Source organism: Microbacterium sp. gxy059, from assembly GCF_050958665.1.
Lineage (GTDB): Bacteria > Actinomycetota > Actinomycetes > Actinomycetales > Microbacteriaceae > Microbacterium.
This window is the reverse complement of the sequence record NZ_JAMXWT010000011.1, coordinates 30,311-43,931: the sequence shown is the minus strand read 5'-3', so window position 1 is coordinate 43,931 and position 13,621 is coordinate 30,311. Positions and strand designations below refer to the sequence as shown.

The 13,621-nt window shown below is 74.5% G+C and carries 10 protein-coding genes; 5 read left to right on the top strand and 5 right to left on the bottom strand.

All coding sequences use genetic code 11. The annotated features are described in order from the left end of the window. Positions 1-9: 9 nt before the first annotated feature. Together NHL53_RS08175 and NHL53_RS08170 are read right to left on the bottom strand one after the other, a co-directional pair. Complete coding sequence (locus NHL53_RS08175; protein ID WP_433776362.1) at positions 10-828, bottom strand: LLM class F420-dependent oxidoreductase; 819 nt, start codon at positions 826-828, stop codon at positions 10-12. A 9-nt stretch (positions 829-837) separates the two neighbouring features. Beyond that, the gene (locus tag NHL53_RS08170) at positions 838-1,338 is read right to left on the bottom strand and encodes a hypothetical protein (RefSeq protein WP_433776361.1); all 501 of its coding nucleotides are present in this window, start codon (positions 1,336-1,338) and stop codon (positions 838-840) included. 128 nt (positions 1,339-1,466) lie between these two features. Between NHL53_RS08170 and NHL53_RS08165 the strand changes: the two genes are divergently transcribed. Next, positions 1,467-2,453 carry an o-succinylbenzoate synthase gene (locus tag NHL53_RS08165; protein WP_433776360.1) on the top strand — a complete coding sequence of 329 codons (987 nt, stop codon included), beginning with the start codon at positions 1,467-1,469 and terminating at the stop codon, positions 2,451-2,453. Between the two features lie 90 nt (positions 2,454-2,543). Then, complete coding sequence (locus NHL53_RS08160) at positions 2,544-3,674, top strand: M23 family metallopeptidase (RefSeq protein WP_433776359.1); 1,131 nt, start codon at positions 2,544-2,546, stop codon at positions 3,672-3,674. A gap of 6 nt (positions 3,675-3,680) precedes the next feature. Here the strand turns inward: NHL53_RS08160 and NHL53_RS08155 are convergent, their stop codons facing one another. Continuing rightward, positions 3,681-4,619, bottom strand: a complete 939-nt coding sequence (locus tag NHL53_RS08155; RefSeq protein ID WP_433776358.1) for a cation diffusion facilitator family transporter — start codon at positions 4,617-4,619, stop codon at positions 3,681-3,683. A 133-nt stretch (positions 4,620-4,752) separates the two neighbouring features. Here NHL53_RS08155 and NHL53_RS08150 point away from each other — a divergent pair, with 133 nt between their 5' ends. Next, positions 4,753-5,109, top strand: a complete 357-nt coding sequence (locus tag NHL53_RS08150; protein ID WP_433776357.1) for an ArsR/SmtB family transcription factor — start codon at positions 4,753-4,755, stop codon at positions 5,107-5,109. Between the two features lie 21 nt (positions 5,110-5,130). On the opposite strand, the gene NHL53_RS08145 is transcribed toward NHL53_RS08150, so the two are convergent. Beyond that, positions 5,131-5,766, bottom strand: coding sequence for a TetR/AcrR family transcriptional regulator (locus NHL53_RS08145; RefSeq protein ID WP_433776356.1), 636 nt, complete (start codon positions 5,764-5,766; stop codon positions 5,131-5,133). A gap of 68 nt (positions 5,767-5,834) precedes the next feature. On the opposite strand from NHL53_RS08145, the gene NHL53_RS08140 reads away from it, so the two are divergent. Both NHL53_RS08140 and NHL53_RS08135 read left to right on the top strand, forming a co-directional pair. Beyond that, positions 5,835-8,570, top strand: coding sequence for an MMPL family transporter (locus NHL53_RS08140; protein WP_433776355.1), 2,736 nt, complete (start codon positions 5,835-5,837; stop codon positions 8,568-8,570). After that, positions 8,567-11,539: a YhgE/Pip family protein gene (locus NHL53_RS08135; protein WP_433776354.1), complete on the top strand. Its 2,973-nt coding sequence runs from the start codon at positions 8,567-8,569 to the stop codon at positions 11,537-11,539. Before NHL53_RS08140 ends, NHL53_RS08135 begins: the two co-directional genes overlap by 4 nt. 68 nt (positions 11,540-11,607) lie before the next feature. Here the strand turns inward: NHL53_RS08135 and NHL53_RS08130 are convergent, their stop codons facing one another. Next, positions 11,608-13,611 (bottom strand): PTS fructose transporter subunit IIABC, encoded by a 2,004-nt coding sequence (locus NHL53_RS08130; RefSeq protein WP_433776353.1) that lies wholly within the window; start codon positions 13,609-13,611, stop codon positions 11,608-11,610. Between the last annotated feature and the right edge of the window lie 10 nt (positions 13,612-13,621).

Sequence of the window (13,621 nt, the reverse complement as noted above, 5' to 3'; positions counted from 1 at the left end):
GCGTCCACCCTATGCCGCGGGGTTCGCGCCGTTGCGGGCGTCGCGCCAGGCGAGCCATCGGCGCACCAGGTCGAGGTCGGGATCCGGCCCCGAGATCCCCAGCGTGAACAGGCGCACGCCGGCGTCGAGGAGGGCGTCGGCGTCGGCCTCGTCCCGCCCCTTCAGCTCGTTCGAGACGACAAGGCGCGAGGCGTCGGATCCGTCGGTCTCCGCCCAGCGCGCGATCACGTCGAGCTTGCCGCCGATCTCCTCGGGGGCGACGAAGCTGTGCCAGATGTCGGCGTGACGCGCGACGAGGCGCAGCGTCTTGCGCTCGCCCTTGCCGCCGATGAGGACGGGGATGTCGCGCGTCGGGGCGGGGTTCAGCGTCGCCCAGCGCTCCTCGACCCTGGAGAGCCCCTCTGCGAGGGCGTCGAGCCGGGATCCCGGTGTGCCGAACGGGTAGCCGTACTCCGCGTAGTCGCGCTCGAACCATCCGGCTCCCGTGCCGAAGACGAAGCGCCCCGTGCCGGCGGCCTTCGCGGAGATGTGGTCGATCGTGCGCGCCATGTCGGCCTGCAGATCGGCGTTCCGATACGAGTGGCAGCCGACGAGGGCGCCGAGCTCGATCCGCTCGGTCTGCTCCGCCCAGGCCGCGAGCATCGTCCACGCCTCGAAGTGCGTGCCGTCCGGGTCTCCCGACAGCGGGAAGAAGTGATCCCAGTTGAACAGGATGTCGACGCCCATGTCCTCGAGCCGCCGGGCGGCGTCGCGGATGTCGGCGTACGAGCGGTGGTGCTGGGGCTGGAGCTGCACGCCGAGGCGCACGGGGGTGTCGAGAAGCGGCATGCCGCCAGACTATTGCGCAGCGCGGACGGCGGCGCGATGGAGCCGCGCGAACGGCCGGGCGGCCACGACGACGCCCCCGACGATGATGAGCGTGCCGACGACGACGCCCCCGAGGCGCACCGCCAGCCGATCGGCGTCGACGAAGGCCGTGTCGACGAACCGCGGGTTCACGACGAAGCCCGCCGACAGCGCCATGGCGCTGACGACGCTCACGAGGAGCACGATGACCGCGTGCCAGGCGGCGCTGCGCTTCGTCCATCCGCCCGTCGCCGCTGCGGCGAGCGCGACGAGCGCCGCGGCGAGCACCCCCGCGAGGCCGACGCCCAGCCCGGCGGGCCACAGCGTCGGGTTGAGGACGGGGATCCGCTCGCCGTCGCCGATCAGCCCGAGGTCGACGACGGTGCCCGCGATCACGATCGCGAAGCAGGCGGAGAGCACGACGACATCGCCCCACGCCGCCGCCCTCGGCGGCGCGTCGCGCCCCACCCCGCTCTGACCGCCCTTGGCCATACCTGGACACTGCCCCGGTTCCCGCGGAACCGCCACCCCCTCCCGCGGCGTGTCGGACGGCTCGCGTCGTCTCGGCCGGAGCGAGAGGGCCGCGTGCGCGACCGCGGGGAAGGAGAGAGGATGTCCCCATGACGGCCGTTCCCGCCCTCGCCGAGATCCTCGACACGCTCCGCGTCGTCTCGCTGCCGCTCGCGACGCGCTTCCGCGGCGTGACGCGTCGCGAGGCCGCGCTGTTCGCCGGCCCGGAGGGATGGGCCGAGTTCTCGCCCTTCCTGGAGTACGCCCCGGACGAGGCCGCGACGTGGCTGCGGGCCGCGATCGACTTCGCATGGAATCCGCAGCCCGAGCCGCGTCGCGACCGGATCCGCGTGAACGCCACCATGCCCGCCGTCGACGCGGCCAGGGTGCCCGAGATCCTCGCGCGGTTCGACGGCTGCCGCACGGTCAAGATCAAGGTCGCCGAACGGGGTCAGGTGCTCGCCGACGACATCGCGCGGGTGCGCGCCGTGCGCGAGCAGCTGGGTCCCGAGGGGCGGATCCGCGTGGACGCGAACGCCGGGTGGAACGTCGACGAGGCCGAGCGCGCCCTGCACGCGTTGTCGGAGTTCGACCTCGAGTACGCGGAGCAGCCCTGCGCGAGCGTCGAGGAGCTCGCGGAGATCCGGACGCGGCTCGCCGACTGGGACATCCCGGTCGCCGCCGACGAGTCGGTGCGGAAGGCGGACGACCCCCTCGCGGTCGCCCGCGCCGGGGCGGCCGATGTGCTCGTCGTCAAGGCCCAGCCGCTCGGCGGGGCGCGGCGCGCCCTCGACATCGTCGAGCGCGCGGGGCTGCCCGCCGTGGTGTCGTCGGCGATCGACACGAGCGTCGGCCTCGCCCAGGGCGCGCACCTCGCCGCCGCCCTGCCCGAGCTCGCGCACGACTGCGGGCTGGGCACGGCATCGCTCCTCGCGGCGGACGTGACGGGCGAGCCGCTGTCCGCGGAGAGCGGCGCGATCCCCGTACGTCGCGTGGAGCCGGATCCGGCTCTGCTCGACCGCCACGCGGCGCCCCCCGAGCGCCGCGCGTGGTGGATCGAGCGGGTCGGCGCGTGCCACGCGCTGCTCTCTTCCTGAGAGAAGCTCAGGCTCGTCGCTTTCTCCGAGGTGTATTGTCACAGATCGGTAACAAAAGACCGTCTCGCGTGAAGGACCGTACGCCTCTCGATGATTCCCGACTCCGCCGCTGAGGGGCTCCCCTCCCCCGCGCCCCGCCCGGCAGGATCGCCGCTCCCCTCGCGTCGCGAGCTGCGCCGCACCCGATCCGCCGAGACCGCCCACGGCGTCTCCGCAGAAGCCGCGGCGTCCGCCGACGTCGCACCCGCCGGATCCGACGCTCACGACCGCGCGCACGCTGCGGGCGCGCAGAGCGAGCCCGCGGCCAGCGAGTCGACGACCCGCACGACATCCGCGCCGCACGCCGAGGCCCCGTCGGCCCAGGCGGCGGACGCCGAGGCCCCGTCCGCCGACGCGACGGACGCCGCCGACCCGGCCGGCGATCCGCTCGTCGAGGCCATGCGCCGCCGGCCCGCCTCGACCCCGCGCCGCGACCGCCGCCCCCGCGCGGCTCGCCGCCCGCGCGTGCGCACGACCGCCTCCGTCATCGCGGCGGGCTTCCTCATCGCCGGCACGGCGGTCCCCGCCCTCGCCCTCGGCGGCTTCGACGGCCCCGTCGCCGCGCTCAGCGCGCAGACCGCGACGTCCGCGCCGATCGCCGACGGCGAGGCGCAGACCTTCGCGACCGACGCGGAGCGCGACGGGGGATCCCCCACCGGCAGCGCCTACGCGGCGACGAGCCCCGAGGAGATCGAGGAGATGCACGCGGAGGTCGCGGCGGCGACCGCGGCGCTCGGCGTCGACGCCGGGGACATGCCCTCCCTCGCCGCGTCCGGCGAGGTCGTCATGCCCATGGCGGCCGGCAGCTACACCCTCACCGACGGGTTCGGCGCCTCCCGCCCCGGACGCTCCCACATGGGCCAGGACTTCGCCGCCCCGGTGGGCACGCCCATCTACGCCGCGATGGACGGCTGCGTGACGATCTCGCAGGAGGCCTACCAGGGCTACGGCGTGACGATCGGCGTCGCCGGCGTGCTCGACGGCACCGCGGTCGAGACGCTCTACTCGCACCTCGACTACGGCACGCGCGCGGTGGAGGTCGGCGAGTGCGTCACGGCGGGCCAGTACCTCGGCCAGGTCGGATCCACCGGCTACGTGTTCGGCTCCTGCCTGCACTTCGAGGTGCACCTCAACGCCGTCGCCGTGGACCCCCGTCCCTGGCTCGCCGCCAACGTCTCCTGAGCCCCGTCACGCGTGACGGGCGGGTCCCCGCTCGTCGCCGCTGATCCGCGCCGTCTCGATCTGGAACGTCGAGTGCGTCACGGAGATCCGGAAGTGCTCGGCGACGCACGCGCGCACCTGGGCGAGGATCTCGGCGGCATGCCCGTCGCGGAAGCACGCGTCATCCACGACGATGTGCCCCGTCAGCGTCGGCAGCCCCGTCGCGATCGTGGACGCGTGCAGATCGTGCACCCCCTCCACGTGGTCGATCGCGAGGATGTGCTCGCGCACGGCGTCGAGGTCGAGCTCCCGCGGCGTGAACTCCATGAGCACGCCGAAGGTCTCGCGCAGCAGCATGACCGCGCGCGGCACGATGAGCGCCGCGATGAACAGGCCGGCGAGCGCGTCGGCCTGCTGGAACCCCGTGGTGCGGATCACGATGGCGGCGACGATCACGCCGACCGACCCCAGGGCGTCGTTCAGCACCTCGAGGAAGGCGGCGCGCATGTTGAAGTTCGCCCCGCGTCCGGACGAGAGGATCAGGATCGCGGCGATGTTGGCGGCGAGGCCGACCGCGCCGAACACGAGCAGCTCGTCTGCGGGCACCTCGGGAGGCGCTCCGAGGCGGCGGATCCCCTCGATCGCCGCGTAGACGCCGACGACGATCAGCAGCACGGCCTGCCCCAGCGCGGCGATGACCTCGATGCGGCGGAAGCCCCAGGTGCGGCGCGAGGAGGCGGGGCGCAGCATGAGCGTTCCGGCGATGAGAGCGACGAGCAGCCCCGAGGCGTCGGCCAGCGCGTGCGCCGTGTCGGTCAGCAGCGCGAGGCTGCCCGTCCACCAGGCGCCGAGCGCCTGCGCGACGACGATGAGCAGCGTCAGCGCGAAGGCGACCGCCAGGCGTCCGCGGAAGTCGCCCGCGCGCCCCTCCGAGGCGCCCGCGCCGTGATCGTGTCCGGCCCCCATCGTCAGCCCTCCCGCCCATCGAGCAATTCATCGCTTATTGGCGATGATATCCCCATTGGTCGCAGAATGCGAAGCGCGCGTCGATCGCCCCCGGTCACGGCCGACCCTGCCTGAGAACGGTTATCATCGCTTCATGGCGATGACAGAGGAGACGACAGGACCCGCCCCCGTCGCGGAGGCCGGCGCGATGGCGGCCGCCGCCGAGCTGTTCCACAGCCTCGGAGACCCGTCGCGCCTCGTGATCCTCCAGCACCTCCAGCTCGGCGAGCATCGCGTCGTCGACCTGACCGCCCACCTCGGCCTCTCGCAGAGCACGGTCTCGAAGCACCTCGCCTGCCTGAGGAACGCGGGGCTCGTGACGGTGCGCCCCGAGGGGCGCGCCTCCGTCTACGCGCTCGCGCACACCGACGAGGTCGTCGCCCTGCTCGGCGCCGCCGAGCGGATCCTCGCCCTCACGGGCGACGCCGTCACCCTCTGCCGACTGCACTGACGGGGCACCGGCGGTGCGCCCTCACTCGATGAGGAGCTCGACGAGCCGTCCGACCTCCCGCGCCCGCAGCGCGAGCATCTCCTCCGGCCCGAGCCCGGCGACGACCGCCCGCGTGCTCGAGTCGACCCAGGCGCCGAGGATGTAGGTCGCGATCTCCTCCGGCGTCGCCCGCAGGCGCAGACAGCCGCGCGAGGCGATGGCCGCGACCATCTCCGCCACCTCGGCATGGATCTGCTCGTTCTCGCGTCGCAGCGCCTCCGCGAAGCGATGGTCGCGCATCGCGTGCGCGGTGATCTCGGTCATGAGGAGCACGCCGAAGTGATCGTCGTCCGAGCGGCCCAGCACCTCGACGATGCGGCGGATGTTGCCCGGGTCCACCGGCTCGGACAGATTCTCCACGCGCTCCTGCACCATGCGGGCGCGCTGCCGGTCGAACGTGATCGCCAGCTCGAGGAAGAGCTCGTCCTTGGAGGCGAAGTTCGAGTAGAACGCGCCGCGGGTGAAACCCGCGCGCTCGCAGATCGCCTCGACGGACGCCGCGCCGAGACCGACCTCGGCGAAGACCGCCGCCGCCGCGTCGAGCAGGCGGGCGCGGGTCGCCTCGCGGCTGCGCCCCCGCGGCGGCTCCGCATCTCCCGGGAACTCGATCTCACTCACGCCCCCTACGATACACTTCCGTATCGATACACCTCTGTATCGATAATCGCTCGGTCCGAAAGGCCTCCATGTCGACCCTGCTCTCCTCGCTCGGCCGCTGGTCGTTCCGCCACCCCTGGCGCGTGCTCGGCGCCTGGCTGCTGCTGCTGCTCGTCGCGGGCCTCGGCGCACTCGGCCTCGGAAAGGGGTTCGACGACGCGTTCGCGATCCCCGGCACGGAATCCGAGGAGGGCCTCGATCAGCTGGCGCGCACCTTCCCCGAGGTCGCGGGCACCGGCGCGCAGTTCATCGTGGTGGCCGCAGAGGGCGACAGCGTCGACGACGCCGACTACCGCGAGCCGATCGAGGAGACGCTCCGCGAGCTGGAGGCGTTCGACGCCATGGAGGCCGTCACGTCGCCCTACGACGACCTCGTCGAGGGACTCGTCGCCGACGACGGCGCAGCCGCCATCGTGCAGCTGCAGCTCTCGGGCGAGGCCACCGCCATCGACGACGAGGTGACCGACGCGATCGCCGACGTCGTGCACGGCCTCGCCGCCGAGCTGCCAGGCGGATCCGTCACGAAGCTCGGCGGCGACCTGTACGCCGTCGACCTCCCCGGCCTGTCGCTCGTGGAGCTCGTCGGCGTCGCGATCGCGCTGCTCGTGCTCATCGCGACCTTCCGGTCCTTCGTCATGGCGGGCCTCCCCCTCGGCGTCGCGATCGTCGGGGTGGGGGTGTCGATGCTCGGCATCGTCGCGGCGACCGGTTTCGCGACCGTGAGCTCGACGACGCCGATGCTGGCCCTCATGCTCGGCCTCGCCGTCGGCATCGACTACGCGCTGTTCATCGCCGCACGGCACCAGGATCAGGTGCGCGATGGGGCGGATCCCGAGGACTCGGCCGCGCGAGCGACCGGCACGGCCGGATCCGCCGTCGTGTTCGCCGGGGTCACGGTGCTCATCGCCCTCGTCGGCCTGTCGTTCGCGCAGATCCCGTTCCTCACGACCATGGGCGTCGCCGCCGCGGTCTCGGTGGCCGTCGCGATGGCGATCGCCGTCACCCTCACCCCCGCCTTCCTCGGCTTCGCGAAGGGCCGGGTCATCGGCCGCCCGCGCAGGACGCGCCCTGGCCGCCCCGAGCGAGCGGGCTTCGCCCGCCGGTGGGTGACCGCGGTCACGAAGCACCCCGTCGTCACGACGGTCGCGGTCGTGCTCGGCCTCGGGATCGTCGCGATCCCCGCCGGCCAGCTGCAGCTCGCGCTCCCGAACGCGGGGGTCCTGCCCCAGGACAGCGAGGCGCGCCAGGCCTACGACCTCACGGGCGAGCACTTCGGCGAGGGCTTCAACGGCCCCCTCATCCTCACGGGCACCGTCATCACCTCGACCGATCCCGTCGGCCTCATGGAGGATCTCGGCGACGAGGTCGCGCAGATCGACGGCGTCGCCGAGGTCGCGCTGACGACTCCCAACGCGACGGGCGACACGGGCATCGTGCAGGTGATCCCCGAGACGGGCCCCAGCGACCCCGCCACGAGCGATCTCGTGCGCGAGCTGCGCGCCCATCACGGCGAATGGCTCGACGCTTACGGCATCGACGTGTCCGTGACGGGCTTCACCGCCGTCTCGATCGACATCTCAGACAGGCTGTCGGAGGCGCTGCTGCCCTTCGGCGTCTTCGTCGTGGGCCTGTCGTTCCTGCTGCTGATGGTCGTCTTCCGGTCCGTGTGGGTGCCACTCAAGGCCGCCCTCGGCTACCTCCTGTCGGTGCTCGCCGCGTTCGGCGTCGTCACGGCGGTCTTCGAATGGGGCTGGGGCGCCGACCTGCTGCACGTCAGCCGCGAGGGCCCCGTCATCGCGTTCATGCCGATCATCGTGATGGGCGTGCTGTTCGGCCTCGCGATGGACTACGAGGTGTTCCTCGTCTCGCGCATGCGGGAGGACTACGTGCACGCCGTGCGCCGATCAGCCGCGACGCGCGACGTCGCCATCGAGGCGATCCGCTCGGGGTACGCCGCCTCCGCCCGCGTCGTCACGGCAGCCGCGGTCATCATGTTCGCCGTGTTCGCCGCCTTCGTCCCGGAGGGCGACAGCAACATCAAGCCGATCGCGCTCGCCCTGGCCGTGGGCATCGCCGTCGACGCGTTCCTCATCCGCATGACCCTCGTGCCCGCCGTCATGGCGCTGCTCGGCACGCGCGCCTGGTGGATGCCCGCCTGGCTCGCCCGCCGCCTGCCGTCGCTCGACGTCGAGGGCGAGGCCGTCGAGCGCGAGGAGCGCCTCGCCCGTTGGCCCGAGCCCGGGTCGACCGCGCAGATCGCGGCGGACGACGTGGTCGTGCGCGCCGGCGATCGCGAGATCGCGCGCATCCCCCACGCGCGGGTCGCCCCCGGCGAGGCGGTCGTCGTCACGGCGCCCGACCCGCGGGCGGCGCGCGCCGCCGTCCTCGCCCTCGCCGGGCGCCTGGAGGCCGAGGGCCGGCTGCGCGTCGGCGGGCACCTCCTCCCCGGCCGCGCCGCGTGGGTGCGCGCCCACGCGGGGCTCGCGCTGCTCGACGGATCCCCGGATCCCGCGGCGTCGCTGAGGCAGGCCCTCTCCGGACGCCCCTCGCTCGTGCTCGTCGACGGGATCGACGCCGTCGCGCCGCAGGATCGCGACGCGCTCTCCGACCTGCTCCGCGACGCGGACGCCCCGCTCGCCCTCGTCGTCTCGTCGGCCCGCGCCGACGACGCGCGCTCCCTGATCTCCCGCGCCGGCTGGACCGGCGCATCCGTCCTCGACGTCGCCCCGCTCGCCGCGGCGGCGCGGGAAGAGGTGACCGCATGACCTCCGTCCTCGAACGCGCACGCACCCGTCGCCCCGTCACGTGGGTGACCATCATCGGCGTGCTCCTCCTCCCCGCCCTCATCGGAGGGATCCTCGTCGCCGCCCTGCACAGCCCGACGGAGCGGCTCGACAACGTGCGCGCCGCGATCGTGAACGACGACGAGGGCACCGAGATCGACGGCGAGTTCGCACCGCTCGGACGCCAGCTCGCCGCGGGTCTCGTCGAGGGGTCCGACGACCTGGACAGCAACATCGACTGGGTCATCTCGAACGCCGACGACGCGGGCGAGGGCGTCGCCGACGGCGCCTACCAGGCGGTCGTCACGATCCCCGAGGGGTTCAGCGAGGCGGCGACCTCGTCGGCGGGCGCGCTCGAGGGATCCGACGAGGCCGTGCAGGCGCTGATCGCGGTCGAGACCGCCTCCGACGCGCGCATCGCCGACGGCATGATCCTCCAGCAGGTCGCGGCGACGGCCGCGCGCACCATGGGGACGACCCTGTCGGAGGCCACGCTCGAGAACGTGTTCGTGAGCTTCACCCAGCTCGGAGACGAGCTCGGCGGCGCGGCGGACGGCGCGACCCAGCTCGCCGACGGCGCGGGCGACGCGCAGCTCGGCGCGCTCGAGCTCGGCGACGGCGCGGAGCAGCTCTCGGACGGCGTCGTGTCGCTCGCCGACGGGATCGCGCTGCTCGCGGACGGCGCGGGAGGCGCCGCGTCGGGTGCCCGCGACCTGGGCGACGGCGTCGACCAGCTCGCGGCGGGCGCGTCCGAGCTGTCGAGCGGAGCGGGCGCGCTGTCGCAGGGCGCCGGCTCCCTCGCGGAGGGGCTCGCGCAGGTCGACGCCGGCCTCCGCGGATCTGGCGGCTCCCCCGGCCTCGCGGAGGGATCCGCCGAGGTCGCCGACGGCGCCGCCCAGCTGGCCGCCGGCGTTCGCGGCTCGGGCGGCTCCCCCGGTCTCGCCGAGGGGGCGTCGCAGGTCGCCGGCGGCGTCGAGGGTCTGGCCGCGGCGCTCGGCCGGCGGGGACTGGCCGGCGGTGCGCACGAGATCGCGGACGGCGCATCGCAGCTGGCGGGAGGCCTCGCGGGAGACGACGGCCTCGCGAGCGGCGCCTCCGACCTCGCCGACGGAGCCGATCAGCTCGCCTCCGGCCTCCGCGGCTCGGGCGATTCGCCCGGTCTCGCGGGCGGCGCCGCGAGCGTGGCGGACGGAGCCGCTCGGCTCGGCGCGGCCGTGCGCGGCGACGGCGAGACGCCGGGACTCGCGGACGGCGCCTCCGGCGTCGCCGACGGTGCGGCGCGGATCGACGCCGGCCTGAACGGAGACGGATCCTCGCCCGGGCTCGCCGCGGCCCTCGAGCAGCTGGCCGGCGGGGCCTCCGAGCTCCACGCGGGCCTCCGGGGAGACGACGCGCAGCCCGGGCTCGCCGCGGGGGCGACGGAGGTCGCCGACGGCCTCGACGAGGTCGTCGCGAACTGCGCGGCGCTGGGCGGATCGCCCGCGCTCTGCGCGCAGCTCGCGGGGCTCCGGGGCGGGGCGCGCGACGTGGCCGACGGCGCCGCCGTTCTGGGCGACGGGGCGAGCGCCCTGGACGCCGGCACCCGCGAAGCGGCCGACGGCGCCGCCGCCCTGGCGGGCGGGGCCGCGGAGCTCGCGAGCGGGTCGCGCGAGGTCGCCGACGGGACGGACGGGCTGTCGGCGGGCCTCGACGAGCTGGAGAGCGGATCCCGGCAGGTCGCGGGCGGGGCGGACGAGCTCGCCGACGGCGCCGACGCCCTCGCGAGCGGCGCCCGCGATGCGGCGGCCGGCGCAGGCAGGCTCGCCGACGGCGCGACGACCCTCTCGGGCGGGGCGCGCGACCTCGCCTCAGGCGCCGACGCCGCCGCGGCGGGAGCGGCGCAGCTGGCGCCGGGAGCCCGCGGCGTGGCCGCCGGAGCCGCCGCGCTCGACGGGGGCCTCCGGCCCCTCGCCGCCGGCGCCGAGCAGGTCGCGGGCGCCGTCGCGCTGCTCGCGCAGGGATCCCCCGCGCTCGCGGGCGGAGCGGGCGACCTGGCCGACGGCGCCGGGCAGCTCGCGGGCGGGGCGGGCGCTCTCGCCGGCGGAGCCGACGAGGCCGCGGCCGGCGCGTACGTCCTCTCGGGAGGCCTCGACGAGCTCGGCTCCGGCGCCCGCGAGGCGCAGGACGGCGCGGGGCGGCTCTCCGACGGCGCGGACCAGCTCGCCGACGGGACGAGCGAGCTGGCCGACGGCATCGGGCAGCTGGGCGACGGCGCGAACGACCTCGGCGACGGACTCGGCGAGGCGGTCGACGCCCTGCCGAGCCTCACCGACGAGGAGGCGGGCCGCCTGGCGGGCGTCGTGAGCGATCCCGTCGCCGCCGAGGGATCCGACCTCGAGCTGTTCGGCCTCTCGGCCGTGCCCCTGCTCGCGACGGTCGTGCTCTGGTTCGGCGGACTCACCACGTTCCTCGCCGTGCGGCCCGTCGCCGGCGACCTGCTCGCCTCCCGCCGATCGTCGCTGTCGCTCGCGTTGCGCGGCCTCGCCCCTGGGGCTCTCATCGGAGCGGGCCAGGGCCTGCTCGTCGCCCTCGTCGTGCTCTGGGTCGGCAGCTACTCCTCGGGCGCGGCCGCGGCGATCCTCGGCCTCAGCGTGCTGATCGGCGTCGCCTTCTCGGCCGTGCACCAGGCCCTCGCGGCGGTGCTCGGCGGAGTCGGGCGCTGGATCGCGGCGCTCGTCGGCGCCCTGCTCGTCGCGGTGGGCATCATCTCCACCGTGCCGGGGGCGCTGGCGCAGGTCGCCGGGCTCCTGCCGACCTTCCCCGCGCAGCAGGCTCTGCTCGCCGCCGTCGGCGGCTCATCGCCCGGGTCGGCCGTCACGGCGCTCGTCGTGTGGGCGGCGGTGGCGTTCGCCGCCACGGTGCTCGCGACGCAGACCCGCCGCACCACCTCCGCGGAGGCGCTGATGGCGTGACGCGCGCGTCCCGGCGCAGACGGAGGAGGGCCCCGACGCGGGGCGGCGGGGCCCTCCTCGGTCTCGCCTCAGGCGTCGACCGGCTTCTTCGTCCAGACCTTGAGGCCCCAGATCGCGAGGGCCGTGACCACCGTTCCCGCGGCGAGCGCGAGGAAGAAGCCCCACAGCGGGCTGATCGCGAAGAACACGAAGAGGCCGCCGTGCGGCGCCTGCGACTGCACGAGGAACAGCATCGACAGGAATCCGGTCTTGGCGCCTCCGACCATCGACGCAGGGATGACGCGCAGCGGGTCGGCTGCGGCGAACGGGATCGCGCCCTCCGAGATGAACGACAGGCCCATGAGCCAGGCGGCGACGCCGTTCTCGCGCTCCGCCGGCGTGAAGCGCCCGCGGGCGAGCACCGTCGAGGCGAGCGCCAGGCCGAGCGGGGGCACCATGCCGGCCGTCATGACCGCGGCCATGATGTAGTACGGCACGGGGTTGTCGGGGCTCGCCGCCGACAGCGACGCGACGGCGAACGCGTAGGCCACCTTGTTGACGGGGCCGCCGAGGTCGAAGCACATCATGAGGCCGAGGATGATGCCGACGAGCGGCAGCAGGCCCGTCGCGGCGAGATCGTTGAGGCCGCCCTCGAGCAGCTCCATGAGGGCCGCGATGGGCATGCCGAGCACGAGCAGCAGGAGTCCGGACGCGAAGATCGATCCGAGCAGCGGGATGATCGCGACGGGCATGAGACCGCGCAGCCAGCGCGGCACGCTCAGCGTGCCGAGCCACCAGGCGGCGAGTCCGGCGAGCAGCCCGCCGACGATGCCGCCGAGGAACCCGGCCGTCATGAGCACGGCGATCGATCCGGCGACGAAGCCGGGGGCGATGCCGGGACGGTCGGCGATGGCGTAGGCGATGTATCCGGCGAGGGCCGGCACGAGGAACGCCATCGACGCGTTCCCGATCGCGAACGAGACGGCGCCGAGGTAGGTGGCGAGCCCGCCGTCGGGCAGGTTCCACAGCGCGTTGTTCAGCGCGATGTCGTTCGCGACCTCGTTGATCTCGAACCCGCCGAGCAGGAAGCCGAGGGCCATGAGCAGGCCGCCGCCCGCGACGAACGGGATCATGTAGCTGACGCCGGTCATGAGGATCCGCTGGATCCGCTTGCCCCAGCGCTCGTTCTTCTCGCGCGCCGAGCTCTGCGCGGATCCCGGGTCGCCGGAGACGCGCTCGGCGGCGGGGTCGGTCGCGGCGCGCGCCGCGAGATCGATGATCTCCTGCGGGTGCTCGATGCCCGCCTTCACCGTGCGGCGGATGACGGGCTTGCCGGCGAAGCGCTCGGGCTGGCGCACGTCGACGTCGACGGCGAACACCACGGCGTCGGCCTCGTCGATCGTCTTCTGGTCGAAGGGCGTGAAGCCGCTGGAGCCCTGCGGCTCGACGGCGAACTCGACGCCCGCCTCCTTCGCGGCCTTCTCCAGCGCATCGGCCGCCATGTAGGTGTGGGCGATGCCGGTGGTGCAGGCGGTGATGGCGACGATCCGCACGGGGCGACCGTCGATCGCGTGGGCGGCGTCGGCGGGCGCGGCGGGCTCCGTCGCGGCCGGCTCGGTTGCGGCGGCGCTCTCCTCCGCGGGGGCCTCCCCGATCGCCCGCTCGACGAGCCCCACGACCTCGTCGGCGTCGGCCGCGGCGCGCAGCGCGGCGGTGAAGTCGTCGTCCATGAGGCTGCGGGCGAGCTTCGAGAGCACCGCGAGGTGCTCCTCGGCGGCGGTGTCTGGCGCGGCGATCATGAAGACCACGTCGCTCGGTCCGTCGAACGATCCGAAGTCGACGGGCGGGTTCAGGCGGGCGAAGGCGAGAGACGCCTGCGACACCGTGGCGGCCTTGGCGTGCGGGATGGCGATGCCGCCGGGCAGACCGGTGGGATCCTTCTCCTCCCGCGCCCAGGCGGAGGCGAACAGGTCGTCGGCGTCGGCGGCGCGCCCCTCGGCGACGAATCGCGCCGAGAGGGCCCTCAGGACGGCCTGCGCGTCGGCGCCGAGATCGTCGTCGAGGCTGACGAGGGCCGGGGTGATGGTGGACATGGGTGCTCCC